A 19,604-nucleotide genomic window follows, 5' to 3' on the forward strand; every position below is an offset into this window, starting at 1 on the left:
TTAAAACTTTGTTCCATTACTTTGCATAATCTTAATTATATGTGGAGGTTGAAACTTCAAAAGAAGCATCTTTCGCCGCTAAGTATCGCTCGGCATCTAAAGCTGCCATACAACCTGTTCCAGCAGCTGTTACTGCTTGCCTATAAACATGATCGGCTGCATCTCCTGAAACGAAAACACCTTCTACATTGGTTTTTGAAGAACCTGGCACGTTAATTATATACCCTGTTTCATCTAAATCTAAAAAGTCTTTAAAAATATCGGTATTGGGTTTGTGCCCAATAGCTACAAAAAATCCAGTAGCAGGAATTTCATGTTTTTCGCCTGTTTTATTGTTGATCACACGAACTCCAGTTACCACTTGTCCGTCCCCCAAAACCTCGTCGGTTTCAGTATTATGAAGAATTTCAATATTTTCTGTATTCCTAACTCGAGCTTCCATTATTTTAGAGGCTCTAAATTCATCTCTTCTTACAATCATGGTTACCTTCTTACACAATTTAGATAGGTAATGTGCCTCCTCACAAGCAGAATCTCCAGCACCTACAATAACAACTTCTTGATTTCTATAAAAGAATCCATCGCAAACAGCACAAGCTGAAACACCACCCCCCAATTTTAAATACTTTTGTTCTGATTCTAAACCTAAATACTTTGCTGAAGCACCGGTAGAAATTATAACAGTATCACAATGAATCTCTTTGGTATCATTAACCCATATCTTGTGGATATCTCCAGAAAAATCAACTTTTGTTACCCAACCATCGCGTACATCAGTCTCAAAACGTTGTGCTTGAGCTTGTAATTGCATCATCATTTCAGGACCTGTTACTCCATCTGGATATCCAGGAAAATTTTCTACTTCATTCGTAGTTGTTAATTGACCCCCTGGTTGTGTTCCTTGATATAAAACCGGTTTCATATTAGCTCTTGCTGCGTAAATAGCAGCAGTGTATCCCGCAGGTCCAGACCCTATAATTAAACACTTAACTCGTTCTATTGTATCAGACATAATTCTTACTCTTAATTTAGTGAAACAAAAGTAGAGTTTTTAACAGAAAACTTACATAGAAGTTATTAACACTTTACTATAAAGACATATTTAAAATCTATAGTATTAAGCTACTAAACTATTTTTTTGTAACTTTAAGTAACTAACTAAATACAGAATGATGAAAAAATATCCTTACCTTACGTTTATACTACTTATTGTATTTGCTAGCTGCAACACCAACAACAAAAAAACAGACACTCCAATAGAAGTAGAAAAAATGGAAGAGTATCCTCTACAGGGTGTTTGGGAAATACATAGCTATGTAAATTATAGAGGGGATACTACCGATACCATTTGGCCATCAAACGAACGTAAACAAAGAAAAATGTTTTCGAAGTCTAAGGTTATGTGGAGCAAATTGCGCACTTTCGACTCTCTTGATTGGTTTGGAGTTGGAGACTACACTTTAAAAGACGGGATTTTTACAGAAGAACTAGATTATGGTTCTAAACCTGTAAATAAAATAATTGAAACCAGTAACAAATGGACTTTTAACGCGGTAGTGACAGAAGATAGTTTCTCTCAAATTACCGTTGATAGCTCTGGAAATTATATCTATGCCGAGAACTATATTAGAGTAGATTAATTTATTATTTAAACATTTCAATGACATTTTCTCCAGAGGATTTTTTATAACCTCTAAACATACCTTTGGTGTTGAAATCCCAAAATATGTTTCCCGATTTATCTAATAAAATCATACCGCCTTTTCCACCTAAAGTTTTAATTTGATTGTTAAGTACTTCGTGCAAAGCCTCAGGAGGACTCAATTGTTTATATTGAATTAAACTCGATACTTCATGAGCAGCAACTGTTCTAATGAAAATTTCTCCCGTTCCGGTTGCTGAAATTCCGCAGGTTAAGTTATTGGCATATGTACCTGCTCCAACAATAGGTGAATCTCCAATTCTCCCATATTTCTTATTACTAATACCTCCAGTTGACGTTCCTGCAGCAATATTCCCTTCTTTATCAATTGCAACAGCCCCAACTGTTCCATATTTTTTGCTATCCCCCACTGAAATATTATTCGACATTAAATTTCTTATGATCTTTTTTTTAGCTATAGATTTAATTTGCTCTAATTGATCCCTCTTGTTTTGAACAAAGAAATAGGTACTATCAACCATATCCAATCCAAATTGTTCCATAGCCTGTTCAGCTCCTTTCCCAGAAAGCATGACATGTTCGGTGCTATCCATTACCATTCTTGCTGCCATAATAGGATTTTTAACATGATTAATGCCTGCTACTGCTCCGCTATTTAATGTTTTACCATCCATAATAGAAGCATCCATTTCTTGGTTACCTTCACTGTTATAAACAGCTCCTCTCCCAGCATTGAACAATGGCGAGTTTTCCAAAATTGAAATAGCACCTTGAACAGCATCTAATGATGACCCACCATTTTCAAGAATTTTGTATCCAGAATCTAAGGCTTCTTGTAGTTTGTTTGAATATAGCTTTTGTCTGTTTTCATTAAAATATTCTTTTATTAGACCATCACCAGCACCACCATGAATAACGATGGCGAAAGAATTTGCTTTTACTTGCGGAGTTTCACTTTTTTCGTTTACCCTATATTTACAAGATATTGCAACAATGAAAAATAAAATTAATGGCAGTATTTTTCTCAAGTTTTTGAATATTACTTAACTGGATAATTGTCATCCCAATTTTTAATATGAGGCTCTCCCAACTTACCTAAGGATTTCGCAATTACTGTAGAAACCGTTGCATCACCAGTTACATTTACTGTAGTCCTACACATATCTAAAGGTCTATCTACTGCAAAAATCAATGCTAAAGCAATTGGCAACAAATCCGATGGAAATCCTATAGCTTCTAAAACTATCACCAACATTACCATACCGGCACCAGGTACTGCTGCACTGCCAATAGATGCCAATAACGCAGTTAAAATAATCATTAATTGGTTACTAAATACCAAACCCTCTGGCCATAATACCTGCATAATAAAAACAGCTGCTACGCCTTGATATAAACTGGTTCCATCCATATTAATAGTGGCACCAACAGGTAATACAAAACTTGTTACTTCCTTATCTACTCCTACATGCTCTTCAACCCGCTCCATTGTTACTGGTAATGCCGCAGCACTACTACTTGTAGAAAATGCTAGTAATTGCGCTGGACTTATCCTATTTATAAACCAAAAAGGTGATTTTTTAGCATAAACGGATATTAAAATCATATAAAAGCATATCATTAAAAATAAACCAAGTACAACTACTCCCGCATATTTTAATAAAGCCAAAAGAATATCTGGATCGTCAGCAGAAACAACAACACTGGCTAATAATGCAAAAACAGCATAAGGTGCAAAAAGCATAATTATATCTACCATTTTTAAAACAACCTCATTTAAAGAATCAAAGAAGTCCTTTAAGGGTTTAGCTTTTTCTTCTGGTACTAATAGCAAACATAAGCCTAGTAAAATAGCAAATACAATAACTTGTAACATAAATTTATTATTGCCCATGGCATAAATTGCATTATCAGGAACCATATCTACCAAGAACTGAAGTGGACCTGCCTCTTTTTGCTGTTTTGCATTTATAAGTATGGTTTGTGCTTGATCACTTGTTGAGTACTTATCCTTAAGCATACTAACCGTTTCTTTAGTAATACCTTTACCTGGTTTTAAAGTATTTACAAGCCCTAAACCAATTGTTATTGCAATAACTGTTGTAATTATATAAAGAACTATAGTACGCAACCCCATATTCTTGAATTTGGATATATCCTTTAAATCGGAAATACCTTTTATTAAAGAAGCTAAAATGAGAGGTACTGCAATAAGTTTTAAAAGCTTAACAAATATTTTCCCAAATGGGTCTACCCATTTCATCACAAAATCCTGTCCATTAACAGATGCCATTATAAATCCAAAAATGACACCTAATAACATGCCTATTAATATTTGCCAATGTAATGCTAGTTTCTTCATAAGAACTATTTAAAATTAATTTGATATAAACTTACGGAATTTGTAAGAACTATTTTTAATCAAAAAAAGTAATGCTTTGAACAAAGAATTTAAAGCACAAAAAAAAGCCTTTCATTTCTGAAAGGCTTTTCAATTATATTTTCACTTAACTTAAAGAGCAGCAACGTGCTTTGCCAAACCAGATTTCAAGTTGGCAGCTTTGTTAGCGTGAATTATATTTTTCTTAGCTAATTTATCTAACATTGAAACTACTTGAGGAAACAAAGCCTCAGCTTCTTTCTTATCTGTAAGCTCACGTAATTTCTTGATAGCATTACGAGTAGTTTTGTGTTGATACCTATTTACCACACGCTTAGCTTCGTTACTTCTAATTCTTTTTAGTGCTGACTTATGATTTGCCATTTTGTTTTTTCTTATTAAAAATTGTAGCCCGTAGGGGAATCGAACCCCTCTTACCAGGATGAAAACCTGGCGTCCTAGCCGATAGACGAACGGGCCATTTTAGTTACTTCATTATTTAATGAGCATGCAATTCGTGATTGCGGATGCAAAAATACAACTATTTTTAAATGATACAATACTTATCTAAATTTTTTTGAAAAAATTTTAGACTAGTATGCTTTTGCAAATAAAACTCTTCTTTTTGAAGGTTTTCCAGAGTAAACACACACCCCTTCCTCTTCCTTTGAATCTATAGGAATACATCTAATTGTAGCCTTTGTTAACTCTTTTATTTTTTCTTCAGTTTCATTGGTACCATCCCAATGTGCAGAAAGAAAACCACCTTTAGTTTCTAATACGTGCTTAAACTCATCAAAAGTTTCCACATTGGTAATATGTTGATTTCTGAAATCTAATGCCTTATTGAAAAGATTCTCTTGAATTTCCTCCAACAAATCTTCTACTACGATAGCAATTCTATCCAAAATAACTGTTTGTTTACTTAGTGTATCTCTTCTAGCTAGTTCAACGGTTTCATTATCTAAATCCTTCGGACCAATAGCAATACGCAACGGTACTCCCTGTAATTCATGTTGTGCAAATTTAGCTCCAGGACGTAACGTATCGCGTTTGTCAAACTTAACCGAAATCCCTCTATCATTTAAATCACTAATAATTTCTTCAGCCACTTTACTTATGGCATCAAACTGTTCGTCATTCTTATAAATAGGAACAATAACTACTTGATAAGGTGCCAAATTTGGGGGTAATACTAGTCCGTTATCATCACTATGTGTCATAATAAGAGCCCCCATCAATCTGGTAGACACACCCCAAGATGTTGCCCATACATAATCTTGCTTACCTTCCTTAGTAGCATATTTTACATCAAACGCCCTAGCGAAATTTTGACCTAAAAAATGAGAAGTTCCAGCTTGTAATGCTTTTCCATCTTGCATCAAAGCTTCAATACAGTAGGTATCCTCTGCCCCAGCAAAACGCTCACTCTCAGTTTTAACACCCTGAATAACAGGTATAGCCATAAAGTTCTCAACAAATTTAGCATAAACCCCATTCATCAATTTAGTTTCTTCAATAGCTTCATCTTTGGTAGCATGAGCTGTATGGCCTTCTTGCCATAAAAATTCTGCGGTACGTAAAAATAATCTAGTACGCATTTCCCAACGCACTACGTTAGCCCATTGATTTATTAAAATTGGTAAATCTCTGTAAGATTGAATCCAATTTCTGTAGGTGTTCCAAATAATGGCCTCACTGGTTGGTCTTACTACCAACTCTTCCTCCAATCTTGCTTCAGGGTCTACTCTTAACTTACCAGGTTTATCAGGGTCATTCTGTAGTCTGTAATGCGTTACAACAGCACACTCTTTTGCAAAGCCTTCGGCATTTTTCTCCTCAGCTTCAAACAAACTTTTAGGCACAAAAAGTGGAAAATAAGCATTTTGATGCCCTGTTTCTTTAAACATTTTATCCAATTCTGCCTGCATTTTTTCCCAAATTGCAAATCCGTAAGGCTTAATTACCATACATCCTCTAACAGCCGAATTCTCCGCTAGGTCGGCCTTAACAACCAATTCATTATACCATTTGGAATAATCTTCTGCTCTACTGGTAAGTTTTTTACTCATATCAATCTTTTGGCACAAATATTGTGTCTATGTTAAATAAAAAATAGTTTCGCAAAACTAACTATTTTTGTTATGTTCAACAATAAAATTCTAGAGATATGCGCTTAAATAACTACTCCAAAAGAAAAGTGTCACTCATTGCCATGATTGGACTAATGTTTGGCCTAGTATCATGTGGTTCTTATCAGTATGTAGGAGTTAATGATGATGGGATATATAGTGACTCACAAATTACTGTAGTTAATACGCCTACAGAAACAGTTGTTAACGTACCCAATGAATCTAATAGTAACTACTATAAAAATTACTTTAGAAGCAAATCTTTAGAATCTGAGTTAGCTTTAGAAAATGATGAAATCTTTACAGATATTGATGCCTATGAATCTGATAATTACATGGTAAATGATACCATTTACAATGATTATCAGGGGCATGCTGGTTGGGGACAACAAAGCAACAATGTAACCATCAATTATATTGATAACGGTTGGAACAACTGGGGTTGGAATGCTGGATTTGGTTGGGGCTGGAACAACTGGGGTTGGAATAATTGGGGGTGGGGCTGGAACCCTTGGAATAGATGGAATAGATGGGGCTGGAATGATTGGGCTTGGAATGGCTGGGGTTGGAACAACTGGGGCTGGAATGGCTGGGGTTGGAACGCTGGATTTGGTTGGGGCTGGAATAACTGGGGTTGGAATAACTGGGGATTTGGTAACAGATTTTATAATCCAAGAAATATAGCTTATAGTTCTAGCAGAAGAGGCAGTTATTATTCTGGTAGCTCGAGAAACAATTTAAGTAACAGAAGTGATATTTCGAGAAGAAGTAGCGTTTCTAGTGTAAATAGAAATACCACATCAAAATATAATACAGCTCGCAGAAGTAGCGTAAACAGTACTACTAGTAGAGCAACTACGTACAATAGAAGAGGAACAACTGTTTCAAATAATAACGGAACTACATCTCGCATTAGCAGTGTGAATAGAAACGCTTCTAACTATAATAATGCTAGACGTTCTTCTGGAACAGGTACAGTAAGTAGATACAGTAATTCTCAAGGAAGAACGACCACCATATCACGTACACCTTCTTCTAACTCAACGAGTAGGTCTTCATCGGCAAGCAGAAGCTCAAGTACTTACAAACAACCTAGTAGCAACTATAGTGGCTCTTCTAGAAGATCCTCATATTCAAATTATTCTTCACCATCTTCTTCCAGAAGTTCGTATGGTTCTTCAAGCAGCAGAAGCTCAAGCTCTGGCTCTGTATCCAGATCTTCTAGCGGAAGTAGTAGAGGCTCCTCATCAGGTGGAGGAAGACGTCGATAATCTTTTAAAAAAATAAATAAGTCTTTTGAAACCAAAATAATCAAGATCATTATTAAATATTCATAGAAATAGTAATTTTGAATATCACGAGGTTATATGTTACTATTAAAAAACTATAAATAAAACCGTATGAAAAAGTTAAGTTTACTATGCATAGGTTTACTATCTATGTCCTTTATTTACGCTCAGGATTTAACTGATGCCTTAAGATATTCTCAAGATAATATACAAGGAACGGCCAGATTTAGGGCTTTAAGTGGTGCCTTTGGAGCCTTAGGAGGCGACATGAGTGCAGTAAGTTTAAACCCCGCAAGCTCTGCAGTTTTTACAAGAAGTCACGCTTCATTCTCGGGCTCAAATATCGATGTTGAAAATATATCCAATTATTTTGGCGGACTAGGTTCTACAAACGAATCTAATTTCGACTTAAACCAAGCGGGAGTAGCTTTTGTTTTTGCTGCCAACAACAATTCACCTTGGAGAAAGTTTTCGCTAGCAGTGGCTTACGAAAGAACCAATAATTTTGATGACAGCTGGTTTGCTGCTGGAACTAATACCACCAATGACCCTGATTTTAGCAACTCTATTGCTAGTTATTTTTATGATTTTGCAGACGGTAAAAGACTTGATGAAATTTCAACATTACCGGGGGAGTCTGTAGCAGATGCATATCGAGACATCGGTAATGTATATGGCTTTTCACACCAACAGGCCTTTTTAGGTTTTGAATCTTTTATTTTAGAGCCAGATGATATTAATAATGATGCCAATACAACCTATACATCTAACATTGCATCAGGCAATTTTCTTCATGATTATACGTATGCAGCCACGGGTTATAATGGTAAAGTATCCTTTAACCTAGCAACTCAATACGAAGATAATTTATACTTAGGTGTGAACCTAAATACTCATTTCATAGATTACCAACGTTCAACTTTGTTGCTTGAGGAAAACAATAATGGTGGATCTATCGATTATGTAGAATTTGAAAACAATTTAACTACCCGAGGAAATGGATTTTCATTTCAAATTGGTGGTATCATGAAATTAAGCCAAGAATTTAGAGTAGGAATAACTTATGACTCGCCCATTTGGTATACTATTGAAGAGGAAACATCACAATACTTAGGAACAGATGGAGCCAACGGATTTATAGAAATCTTTCCTCAGGTAGTTAATGTTTATCCTAGTTATAGACTTCAAACTCCAGCCAGATTTACAGGAAGTTTGGCTTATGTTTTTGGAACTCAAGGTTTAATTAGTTTTGATTACTCTAGAAAGGATTATGGTAGTACTAAGTTTAAACCAGAAAACGATAGCTACTACCAAGATTTAAATGCCAATATAAGTGATGTATTTACACAAGCGGCAACTTATAGACTTGGTGGCGAATATAAACATAAACAATTTAGTTTTAGAGGTGGCTATCGCTTTGAAGAAAGTCCATATGCTGATGGTATAACTGTAGGAGATTTAAATGGGTACTCATTAGGTTTGGGTTACAACTTTGGAAATACCAAGCTAGACATAACTTATGACAAAGCCGAAAGATCATTTAACAATAATCTTTACAATTTAGATTTTGGTACTCCACCTCAAGCTATGGTAGATAGAACAAACTCAAACATAACAATATCATTAAGTTTTAATATTTAAAAAGAAAACAGTCCTAAATTTGAGAGCTTGAATATTATGTATTCAAGCTTTTATTTTTTGTGTAATTATTACTTACAAACTCAGACTAATATGAAAGTATTAATTATTTGCTAACATCAAGTATTACAAAAGTATAATGCTTATCTTTGCAAACTAAATTTTCACATAGTTACCGATGAAATTTGATAAAGATTTTGAAGATTTTGACGCTTTAGGAAATGAGCATATTGGCACATCTCAAGATACTCCTATGCGCAGTGACGCCTTTAAATTAAGTAATGAAGAAAAGATTGACATCATTAAAGATGATGTCCGTCATATCATGGAAACTCTGGGCTTAGATCTTAATGACGATAGCCTAAAAGGTACACCTAACCGTGTAGCCAAAATGTTTGTAAAAGAAATTTTTGGAGGCTTAGACCCTGAAAAAAAACCTAGTGCGTCTACCTTTGATAATAAATACAAGTATGGCGAAATGCTAGTTGAAAAAAACATTACAGTTTATTCAACCTGTGAACACCATTTATTACCAATAGTAGGAAAAGCGCATATTGCTTATATATCAAATGGCACAGTGGTTGGCTTATCTAAAATGAACCGAATTGTTGATTATTATGCTAAACGTCCTCAAGTTCAAGAGCGATTAACCATTCAAATTGTTAAAGAACTTCAAGAAGTTTTAGACACAAAAGATGTTGCCTGTGTAATTGATGCTAAGCATTTATGTGTTAACTCAAGAGGCATAAGAGATATTGAAAGTAGTACTGTGACCTCTGAATTTGGTGGAAGATTTAAGGACAAAGCAACTCGTAGAGAATTTCTAGATTATATTAAATTAGATACCAAGTTCTAAAAAAATAATTCCCAATTTTATTCTAACTAACCAAGCATGCAACTTTATAAAAGTCAGGAATTAAAAATATACAATTCACTTACCGGAGAGAAAGAAATTTTTAAACCTATAAATGAGGGTCATATAGGGATGTACGTTTGTGGCCCTACGGTTTACAGCAATGTACATTTAGGTAATGTAAGAACTTTCATGTCTTTTGATGTTATTTTCAGATACCTAAAGCACTTAGGTTACAAAGTTCGTTATGTTAGAAATATTACAGATGCTGGCCATTTAGAAAATGATGCCGATGTAGGCGAAGATAAAATCACAAAAAAAGCTCGTTTAGAACAAATTGAACCCATGGAAGTGGTTCAACGCTACACTGTAGATTTTCATAACATCTTAAACACACTAAATTTTTTACCACCCAGTATTGAGCCAACAGCAACCGGTCATATTATAGAACAAATTGAACTCATAAATACCATAATTGAAAACGGTTTTGCCTATGTAGTAAATGGTTCGGTATATTTTGATGTACATAAATTTAATGAAACCAATAACTACGGAAAGTTAAGCAAACGAAAGTTAGACGATTTAATTCATAACACCCGAGAATTAGATGGTCAAAGTGATAAAAAGAATCCGCAAGATTTTGCCCTTTGGAAAAAAGCAGAGCCACAGCACATTATGCGTTGGCCCTCACCTTGGGGTGATGGGTTCCCTGGTTGGCACCTAGAGTGTACTGCCATGAGTACCAAATATTTGGGTGAAACTTTTGATATTCATGGTGGGGGTATGGATTTAAAATTCCCGCATCATGAATGCGAAATAGCCCAAAATGAAGCTGCTTTAGGCAAATCTCCGGTGAATTATTGGATGCATGCCAATATGCTAGAAATGAACGGACAACGTATGTCTAAATCTACTGGTAATATTATTAACCCAAACGAATTGTTATCTGGTAACAACGACAAGATGAGTAAAGCCTATTCACCTAGCGTTATTCGTTTCTTTATGGCACAATCCTCATACAGAAGTGTTCTGGATTTAACCGATGCTGGTCTATTAGCTAGCGAAAAAGGCTATAACCGCTTAATGGAAGCTATATCAATGCTTCCTAAATTAAAAGCATCCAGTACCTCATCTATAAATATTGGTAACTGGCAACAAAAGTGTTATGATGCCATGAATGATGATTTTAATACTCCTATTTTAATTGCTAATTTATTTGAAGGTGCCAAATATATCAATCAAGTTAAGGAAGGTAGTGCTAAACTAACGGTCGATGATTTAGAACTATTACAAAATAGTTTAAACACCTTTATTTTTGATGTTTTAGGACTTTTAAAAGATGAAGAAACGCAATCGGGTAGTGATAAATTATCAGGTGCTGTAGATGTTCTCATAAAACTTAGACATGAAGCCAGAGCCAATAAAGATTTTGCACTATCTGATAAAATTAGAGATGAACTAGCAGAAGTTGGCATTGTTCTAAAAGACGGTAAAGACGGTACTACATTTACTGTGAATTAATTTGACCTGTCTTTCTTGTGAAGGCAGGAATACACAATAAAGAATGATGTTTTTAAATAATTTGATTCCCGCCTTCGCGGGAATTACAAAACTGTGATAAAGAAACTACTCATAGCACCATTTTTATTTTTGATAAAAATCTATCAGATTTTTATATCTCCAATAACACCTGCCACTTGCAGATATACCCCAACCTGTTCTCATTACAGCATAGAAGCTTTAAAAAAATATGGGCCATTTAAGGGTGGTTGGCTGGCTTTAAAACGAATTTTTTCATGCCATCCTTGGGGAGGATCTGGGTATGATCCCATACCTTAAGGTCATTGAGAACGCATTGAAGCAATCTCTTTGAATTAAGCCTTGACTTTTAATTGGTTTTGTAATAATTTTCATCTACCTTCGTTTACCGCCGATTATATGCTATTAAAAAAACGCATATTCAACTGTTGGCTGTAATTAAGAAAACCTATAAGTACTTTGAATTTTTTAAAAGCTTTTTTACTAACAATATTCCTTACTGTTGTTTATTATATTCCTCAATCGATATTAGTACTTCTTTATAAGCATTCGAATCTGAACGTGAACTTATTCAATCCAAATTTTGAATTAGTTTGGAGTTTATCATCTATAATCGCATACTTTTTAGTTTTTCATTTCTTTTGGAAACCTAAACCTGATTACTCTACAATTTTAGAAATAAAAGGTTTGAATTTAGATTTAATTCCATATTTAATACTTGTTGTAATTGGCTATGGATTTGTTGGACAACCATTTTGGGATTGTAACCGATTAATTGAATATTATCAAAACTCAAACATTGAACCTTACACTGGAGGTTTAAGGAAACTGAACCTCCAATATGCATATTCACTGATAAGAGCATTAGTGATTGCTCCCATATTAGAAGAAGTCTTTTTTAGAAAATTCCTGTTTTTAAAACTTTTAGAAAAATATAAACTATTCGTCGCGATTATTATATCAAGCATTTGTTTTTCAGCAATACATTTTGAAACACCAAATAACTTAATACCTAGCTTAATTTTTGGTGTAATAAGCTGTCTCATTTTCTTCAAAACAAAAAATATTAGCTATTCCATATTACTACACTTCTTAAATAATTTATGCATAACCCTATTTAATATGTTTGGGGAATCATATTTTAACTGGTTAGATAACTTGAAGTTTAATTTTGTCTATTGGACTTTATTTGTTTTGGGGATTTTGACAATAATATTAGGTATGAAAAAAATAACTACAACCAACAAGGTGAAAAAGTAATTACTTGGTTCTAGCCTACTCCTGAATACCAAAAACTATCGGGACTCGCGGATTTTCGACTAGTCAGTTCAATTTTTGTTTATTTAGTTGCTTTAACATACAACCATCCTTACACAAACCGATAAACAAACTCTCCTTGAACAAACTTATTCCTCAGGTATATGCTTTAAAATCTCCAACACAAACTTCCAATATTTTTGAACTGACGAGATTTGAGCCCGTTCATCTGGAGAGTGTGCCCCTTTAATATTCGGGCCAAAACTAATCATATCCATATCAGGGTAATGAGTTCCTAAAATACCACACTCTAAACCAGCATGACAAGCCGCTACATGGGGTTTTTCTCCATTTAAATCTTCATATAACTCAGTCATTACTTTTAAAATACGAGAATCCATATTGGGTGTCCAACCCGGGTAATCTCCAGAGAACTCAACTTCGCAACCCGTTAGCTCAAAAGTAGCGCGTAATGTATTAGCCAAATCCATTTTAGCACTTTCCACTGAAGACCTCGTTAAACAAGCTATTTTAATATCCCCATTTTTTATAAAAACACGCGCTAAATTATTCGAAGTTTCAACTAAATTTGGAATATCAGCACTCATTCTGTATACCCCGTTTTGAGCTGCATACAAAGCTCTAGTCACCCCTTCCTGAACACCTAAATCCATAATGCTTTTGGGAGTTTCACATTTAGTAACCACCACCTCTAAATCTGGCTCGGTTGTCTTTAATTCCTTTTTAATAGTATCAGTAATCAAAGTTATTTCTGATACAAAAGTAGCTTCATGTATAGCATCAATGGCCACTATGGCTCTACTCTCACGTGGTATAGCATTGCGTAAGCCACCACCATCAATTTCAGAAATACGTAAACCATAATTTTCAAATCCATCAAACAGTAAACGATTCATGATTTTATTGGCATTTCCCAAACCCTCGTGAATTTGCATCCCAGAATGACCACCTTGCAAACCTTTAACTTCAATGGTAAAACCTATTTTAAATTCAGGCGTATCTTCTTCATTATAGGTTCTGATAGCAGTCACATCAATACCCCCTGCACATCCAACACCTATTTCATCATCTTCTTCGGTATCTAAATTCAGCAAAATACCTCCTTTTAACAAGCCACCCTTGAGTCCCATGGCGCCTGTCATACCCGTTTCTTCATCAATTGTAAACAAGGCTTCAATGGCTGGATGTGGTATATCAGAACTTTCTAATATAGCCATAATGGTGGCAACACCCAAACCATTATCGGCTCCAAGGGTGGTTCCTTTAGCTTTTACCCAATCACCATCTACATACATATCAATACCTTGAGTATCAAAATTAAAAACGGTGTCATTATTTTTTTGATGCACAATATCTAAATGCGATTGCATTACCACCGTGGTTCTATTTTCCATCCCTTTGGTAGCTGGTTTTTTAATGATGACATTACCCACTGCATCTACCAAAGTTTCTAATCCTAAGTTTTCTCCAAACGCTTTCATAAATGCTACAACTCGCTCTTCTTTTTTCGAAGCTCTTGGTACTGCATTTAAATCGGCAAATTTATTCCATAGTACTTGCGGCTGTAGTTGTCTTATTTCGGTACTCATAATTACAAAATCTAGTTGCACAAAGATACGTTTTACCAGTGAGCATTAGCAACATTTATGTACTTTTGAAGTATGCTAAAAAACAAAAAACTCATTCTAGCGCTTAGTTTGGTACCTCAGTATTTACTAATACTATGGCTTTCAAAAAAACCTGATTTTGCAGAATCTTTTTACAGCAATGGTTTGTACGTTTACATTTCAAAATTATTTAGATATACTCTGGGTTGGCTACCATTTTCTTTTGGTGATTTTGTTTATGGTTTTGGTGTTATTTACGCCTTGAGATGGTTCTTTATAAACCGAAAACGTATCCTAAAAGATACCAGAAATTGGGTTATTGATGTAGCATCTGCTTTAGCGGTTTTGTATTTTGCTTTTCACTTATTTTGGGGATTTAACTACTACCGGTTACCACTTCATAAAAGTCTAAATTTAAATAACGATTACAATACTGAACAGTTAGTGAATGTGACAAAAAAACTGATTGAAAAGTCGAATGCGCTTCACTCTGAAATAACTGGAAATGATACTATTAAGATTAAGCTTCCTTATTCTAAAAAAGAGATTTTTAGGATGACGCCTGACGGGTATAATAATTTAAAAAGAGAATTTCCACATTTAGAATATCATCCCAAAAGCATTAAAAAATCTTTGTTTAGCTACCCGTTAACCTATATGGGTTTTAGTGGCTATTTAAATCCTTTAACTAACGAAGCGCAGGTTGATGGCATTATGCCTGCGATAAAGTTTCCAACAACCTCAGCCCATGAAATGGCTCATCAATTAGGATATGCTGCTGAAAATGAAGCTAATTTTATTGGTTTTTTGGCATCAATCCATAATGACGATATATATTTTAAATACTGTGGTTATACTTTCGGGTTACGCTATTGTTTAAATGAAATTTACCGACGAGACGAAGCTTTATTTGAAACTACAGTAGAAACCGTAAATAAGGGTATTTTAAAAAATTACGAAGAAGTCCGTTTGTTTTGGGAAGCCCATGAAAATCCTTTGGAGCCTTTTTTTAAACTTTTTTACAACAGTTATTTAAAAGCAAATAATCAATCTAAGGGTATGGAAAGCTACAGTTATGTGGTAGCACTTTTAGTTAATTATTTTAAGACTAAAGACATATATTAGCATTTTTCATAAATATGAAAATAATTAGAAGTACTCATAACACCTTTATTAAGCAACTCATTCAACTAAAAGATAAATCTCGCGAACGCAAAAAAAAGGGTTTATTTTTAGTTGAAGGTGCACGTGAAATTTCTTTGGCAATAAAGGGAGGCTATCAGTTAGAAACCGTTTTGTTTTACCCAGAATTATTTTCTAATGAACAGTTAAACGAGTTAACAAATCAACAAATCAATACCATAGAAATTTCTAAAGAGGTATATCAAAAGTTAGCATATCGAGATACAACTGAAGGTGTTATAGCCGTTGCAAAAACTAAAAATCATTCGTTAGATGATTTACATTTCAATACTGAAAAACCACTTTTGTTAGTAGTTGAAGCTCCTGAAAAACCAGGAAATATTGGAGCTCTTTTACGTACTGCTGATGCCGCCAATGTAGATGCTGTTATTATTGCCAATCCTAAAACAGACCTTTATAACCCAAATATCATACGTTCTAGTGTAGGTTGTGTGTTTACAAAACAAATAGCCATGGGAACTACCCCTGAGGTTATTTCATTTTTAAAAGAAAAGCACTTCAATATTTATTGTGCAGCACTACAAGCCTCAGTAGAATACACTACTCAAGATTTCACCAAATCTTCAGCTATAGTAGTTGGAACTGAGGCAACAGGACTCAGCGATGAATGGTTGAATAATGCCAATCAGAACATCATTATTCCCATGCAAGGAGAAATAGATTCTATGAATGTGTCTGTTGCGGCAGGAATTCTTATTTTTGAAGCCAAGAGACAACGAAATTTAAAATAATTTGTCATTCTGAACGTAGTGAAAAATCTCTATCTATAAGATTGTCAAGTCGCTAAGCGCTCCTCACAATGACATCACAACATGCTTATGACTGCAATAACCCTTTTTTACATCATTATAACAATCGTAATAATAAATTTTATTATAGACAAGATTTTAGATGCTTTAAATGCGAAACACTTCAAAGATGAATTACCCAAAGAACTACAAGATGTTTATGATGAAAATGACTATGAAAAGTCTCAAAATTATAAAGCTACTAAATACAAGTTTAGCCTTTTAACCTCTACCTTTTCAATAATGTTAACTTTAGGGTTTTTACTTTTTGATGGTTTTGAATTTGTTGATAATATAGCTAGAAGTTATAGTTCCAATCCCATTGTTATAGCTCTTATTTTCTTTGGAATTATTATGTTAGCTAGTGACATTTTAACCACACCGTTTTCTTACTACAGCACATTTGTAATTGAAGAAAAATTTGGTTTCAATAAAACCACTAAAAAAACTTTTGTTGTAGATAAAATTAAAGGCTGGATAATGTTGGCTATTATTGGCGGTGGTATTTTGGCTTTAATTGTTTGGTTTTATCAAGTTACAGGCAAACACTTTTGGCTTTGGGCTTGGGGCTTAATGACGGCTTTTACAGTGTTTATGAATATGTTTTATTCAAAATTAATTGTGCCTTTATTTAATAAACAAACACCTTTAGAGGAAGGCACTTTAAGAGATAAAATTTCTACCTACGCCAAAACTGTAGGTTTTAAACTGAATAAGATTTTTATTATTGATGGCTCTAAACGAAGCACTAAGGCCAATGCCTATTTCTCTGGTTTTGGAAGTGAAAAACGCGTTACACTCTACGATACATTGGTTAAAGATTTAGAAGACGAAGAAATTGTGGCAGTACTAGCCCATGAAATTGGCCACTATAAAAAGAAGCACATTATTTTCAATTTAATTGCCTCTGTTCTATTAACTGGTTTAACACTTTATATTTTGTCGCTGTTTATTTCAAATCCATTGTTATCTAATGCATTAGGAGTGGAAAACGCTAGTTTTCATGTGGGACTCATTGCCTTTATGTTACTCTACTCTCCTATTTCTGAAGTTACCGGGTTAATCATGAACATTTTCTCTAGAAAATTTGAATATCAAGCCGATGATTATGCCAAAAGTACTTATAAAGCTGAACCCCTTATAACCAGTTTAAAAAAACTATCTAAAAATAGCCTGAGTAATTTAACACCACACCCAGCGTATGTATTTATGCATTACTCACATCCTACGCTATTGCAACGCATAAAAAATTTAAGGAATTAATTGTATAGTTTCAAGTCTCATCTATCTTGATTTTCTAATAATTTTTAACTTTTAAAATACTTTCAGCTTCCAACTCCTAACTTTTATGTATCTTCGCCGCTTAAATTCCTCAGGGTGAGGATGTGTTACGAGAAGTTTTAGGTTTAAGTATGTCGATTCGCTTCTTTATGTAACACTACATAACAAATCGCATACATATACAGAATGAACACATTCCAAGATTTAGGTTTGCAAGACAACCTATTACAAGCTACTAATGACTTAGGGTTTAGTAAACCCAGCGAAGTTCAAGACAAAGCTATTCCTATTTTGCTACAAGAAGAAACCGATTTGGTAGCTTTAGCACAAACAGGCACAGGAAAAACCGCTGCTTTTGGTTTTCCAATGCTTCAAAAAATCAATGTCGACAGTAGAACTACGCAAGGACTTATTTTATCTCCCACACGCGAACTCTGTTTACAAATTACCAATGAATTAAAACTTTACGGAAAATACTGTAAAGGCTTAAATGTGGTGGCCATTTATGGAGGTGCTAGCATCACCGAACAAGCTAAAGATGTTAAAAGAGGTGCACAAATTATTGTGGCAACTCCAGGACGTATGAAAGACATGATTAGCAGACGTTTGGTAGATATATCAAAAATTGAATATGCGGTTTTAGACGAAGCCGATGAAATGCTAAACATGGGCTTTAAGGAAGATATCACTTCTATTTTATCCCACACACCTAAAGATAAAAACACGTGGTTATTTTCTGCAACAATGCCCCAAGAAGTAGCGGCTATTGCTAAACACTTTATGTATAACCCCCAAGAAATTACAGTAGGACGCAAAAATGAAAGTACAAGCCAAGTATCTCATGAATATTATTTGGTTAATGCAAGAGACCGTTACCAAACATTAAAACGCTTGGCAGATGCAAATCCTGATATCTTTTCTGTGATTTTCTGTAGAACAAAACGTGATACTCAAAAAGTAGCAGAACGTTTAATTGAAGATGGTTATAGTGCTGGGGCTTTACATGGCGATTTGAGTCAGAACCAACGTGACTTGGTAATGAAATCTTTTAGAAATAACCAAATACAGATGTTAGTAGCTACAGATGTTGCTGCTCGGGGTATTGATGTTGATGATATAACCCATGTGATTAACTACCAATTACCTGATGAAATTGAAACCTATACCCACCGTTCTGGAAGAACTGGTCGCGCTGGAAAAACTGGGGTTTCTATGGTGATTGTTTCTAAAAGTGAAGTACGCAAGATTAAAAGTATTGAGCGTATTATTAAGAAACAATTTGAAAAGAAGAATATTCCGAATGGTATGGAGATTTGCGAAGTGCAATTAATGTCTCTTGCAAAAAAAGTGCACAATACGGAAGTTAATCATGATATAGATACGTATTTAGGTGATATTAATACTTTATTTGAAGACACCAGTAAAGATGAATTAATAAAGAAATTCTTTTCTGTAGAATTTTCACGTTTTTATAACTACTATCAGAAAGCTTTAGATTTAAATATATCTGAATCTAATGATGAGGATAAAGATTCTGGTAATTCTGTGCGTTATTTCATAAATGTTGGAAAAAAAGATGGTTTTGATTGGATGAATTTAAAAGACTTCTTAAAAGAAGTTTTAGAACTTGGTCAAGACGATGTGTTTAAGGTTGAAGCTAAGGATACGTTTTCATTTTTTAACACAGAACCAGAACACCAGCAAAAAATTTTAGAATTTTTTACCGACTTTAAATACAACGGACGTTATGTAAATGTTGAAATATCAGAAAACAGAGGAAGAAAGCGTGACAGAAAGCGGGGTGGTAATCGTGATGGTAAAAGAAATATTTCTAATAACAGAAATGATAGAAAGTATTCTGACAAAAAAGTAAAACGTTCTAAATCTGAGAGTTTTGGATCTTCAAGACCTAGGCGCTCCAGACGTTAATTAAAAAGTTGTGTTAATTTTTAG

17 protein-coding genes and 1 tRNA gene are annotated in these 19,604 nt (G+C 34.3%); 11 read left to right on the plus strand and 7 right to left on the minus strand.

Going from position 1 to position 19,604, the window contains the following annotated elements; all coding sequences use genetic code 11:
* Nucleotides 1–31: 31 nt before the first annotated feature.
* A complete protein-coding gene (gene trxB, locus DFQ02_RS12655) occupies nucleotides 32–1,012 on the minus strand; it encodes a thioredoxin-disulfide reductase (protein WP_116524798.1) in 981 nt (326 codons plus the stop codon).
* Nucleotides 1,013–1,169: 157 nt separating this feature from the next.
* On the opposite strand from trxB, the gene DFQ02_RS12660 reads away from it, so the two are divergent.
* Entirely contained in the window at nucleotides 1,170–1,640 is a 471-nt protein-coding gene (locus tag DFQ02_RS12660; RefSeq protein ID WP_147297774.1) for a hypothetical protein, read from the plus strand.
* A 4-nt stretch (nucleotides 1,641–1,644) separates the two neighbouring features.
* Here the strand turns inward: DFQ02_RS12660 and DFQ02_RS12665 are convergent, their stop codons facing one another.
* The 5 genes from DFQ02_RS12665 to proS form a co-directional block, all read right to left on the minus strand.
* Nucleotides 1,645–2,691, minus strand: a complete 1,047-nt coding sequence (locus DFQ02_RS12665; protein WP_116524800.1) for an isoaspartyl peptidase/L-asparaginase family protein — start codon at nucleotides 2,689–2,691, stop codon at nucleotides 1,645–1,647.
* A gap of 11 nt (nucleotides 2,692–2,702) precedes the next feature.
* Nucleotides 2,703–4,025: a dicarboxylate/amino acid:cation symporter gene (locus DFQ02_RS12670; RefSeq protein ID WP_116524801.1), complete on the minus strand. Its 1,323-nt coding sequence runs from the start codon at nucleotides 4,023–4,025 to the stop codon at nucleotides 2,703–2,705.
* A gap of 150 nt (nucleotides 4,026–4,175) precedes the next feature.
* Nucleotides 4,176–4,427 carry a 30S ribosomal protein S20 gene (gene rpsT / locus DFQ02_RS12675; RefSeq protein ID WP_116524802.1) on the minus strand — a complete coding sequence of 84 codons (252 nt, stop codon included), beginning with the start codon at nucleotides 4,425–4,427 and terminating at the stop codon, nucleotides 4,176–4,178.
* A gap of 24 nt (nucleotides 4,428–4,451) precedes the next feature.
* A tRNA-Glu gene (locus tag DFQ02_RS12680) sits at nucleotides 4,452–4,523 on the minus strand.
* A 113-nt stretch (nucleotides 4,524–4,636) separates the two neighbouring features.
* Nucleotides 4,637–6,115 (minus strand): proline--tRNA ligase, encoded by a 1,479-nt coding sequence (gene proS / locus DFQ02_RS12685; protein ID WP_116524803.1) that lies wholly within the window; start codon nucleotides 6,113–6,115, stop codon nucleotides 4,637–4,639.
* 98 nt (nucleotides 6,116–6,213) lie between these two features.
* Between proS and DFQ02_RS15225 the strand changes: the two genes are divergently transcribed.
* From DFQ02_RS15225 to DFQ02_RS15455, 6 genes are all read left to right on the plus strand, one after another.
* Nucleotides 6,214–7,446, plus strand: coding sequence for a hypothetical protein (locus DFQ02_RS15225; RefSeq protein WP_181896415.1), 1,233 nt, complete (start codon nucleotides 6,214–6,216; stop codon nucleotides 7,444–7,446).
* A 129-nt stretch (nucleotides 7,447–7,575) separates the two neighbouring features.
* Entirely contained in the window at nucleotides 7,576–9,105 is a 1,530-nt protein-coding gene (locus DFQ02_RS12700; RefSeq protein ID WP_181896416.1) for an OmpP1/FadL family transporter, read from the plus strand.
* A 175-nt stretch (nucleotides 9,106–9,280) separates the two neighbouring features.
* Nucleotides 9,281–9,958, plus strand: a complete 678-nt coding sequence (gene folE, locus DFQ02_RS12705) for a GTP cyclohydrolase I FolE (protein ID WP_116524807.1) — start codon at nucleotides 9,281–9,283, stop codon at nucleotides 9,956–9,958.
* Nucleotides 9,959–9,994: 36 nt separating this feature from the next.
* The gene (gene cysS / locus DFQ02_RS12710) at nucleotides 9,995–11,476 is read left to right on the plus strand and encodes a cysteine--tRNA ligase (protein ID WP_116524808.1); all 1,482 of its coding nucleotides are present in this window, start codon (nucleotides 9,995–9,997) and stop codon (nucleotides 11,474–11,476) included.
* Between the two features lie 93 nt (nucleotides 11,477–11,569).
* Nucleotides 11,570–11,794: a membrane protein insertion efficiency factor YidD gene (gene yidD, locus DFQ02_RS12715; protein WP_394343013.1), complete on the plus strand. Its 225-nt coding sequence runs from the start codon at nucleotides 11,570–11,572 to the stop codon at nucleotides 11,792–11,794.
* 261 nt (nucleotides 11,795–12,055) lie between these two features.
* A complete protein-coding gene (locus tag DFQ02_RS15455) occupies nucleotides 12,056–12,754 on the plus strand; it encodes a CPBP family intramembrane glutamic endopeptidase (RefSeq protein WP_181896417.1) in 699 nt (232 codons plus the stop codon).
* Nucleotides 12,755–12,900: 146 nt separating this feature from the next.
* Here DFQ02_RS15455 and DFQ02_RS12725 read toward each other — a convergent pair whose 3' ends face one another.
* The gene (locus DFQ02_RS12725) at nucleotides 12,901–14,361 is read right to left on the minus strand and encodes an aminoacyl-histidine dipeptidase (protein WP_116524810.1); all 1,461 of its coding nucleotides are present in this window, start codon (nucleotides 14,359–14,361) and stop codon (nucleotides 12,901–12,903) included.
* Between the two features lie 72 nt (nucleotides 14,362–14,433).
* Between DFQ02_RS12725 and DFQ02_RS12730 the strand changes: the two genes are divergently transcribed.
* From DFQ02_RS12730 to DFQ02_RS12745, 4 genes are all read left to right on the plus strand, one after another.
* A complete protein-coding gene (locus DFQ02_RS12730) occupies nucleotides 14,434–15,504 on the plus strand; it encodes a DUF3810 domain-containing protein (RefSeq protein WP_116524811.1) in 1,071 nt (356 codons plus the stop codon).
* A 14-nt stretch (nucleotides 15,505–15,518) separates the two neighbouring features.
* On the plus strand, nucleotides 15,519–16,313 hold the full coding sequence (locus DFQ02_RS12735) for a TrmH family RNA methyltransferase (RefSeq protein WP_116524812.1): 795 nt from the start codon (nucleotides 15,519–15,521) through the stop codon (nucleotides 16,311–16,313).
* Between the two features lie 87 nt (nucleotides 16,314–16,400).
* Nucleotides 16,401–17,633, plus strand: a complete 1,233-nt coding sequence (locus DFQ02_RS12740) for a M48 family metallopeptidase (protein WP_116524813.1) — start codon at nucleotides 16,401–16,403, stop codon at nucleotides 17,631–17,633.
* A gap of 204 nt (nucleotides 17,634–17,837) precedes the next feature.
* A complete protein-coding gene (locus DFQ02_RS12745) occupies nucleotides 17,838–19,580 on the plus strand; it encodes a DEAD/DEAH box helicase (RefSeq protein ID WP_116524814.1) in 1,743 nt (580 codons plus the stop codon).
* Nucleotides 19,581–19,604: the final 24 nt, after the last annotated feature.

The organism is Seonamhaeicola aphaedonensis (assembly GCF_003386195.1).
Taxonomy (GTDB): Bacteria; Bacteroidota; Bacteroidia; order Flavobacteriales; family Flavobacteriaceae; genus Seonamhaeicola; species Seonamhaeicola aphaedonensis.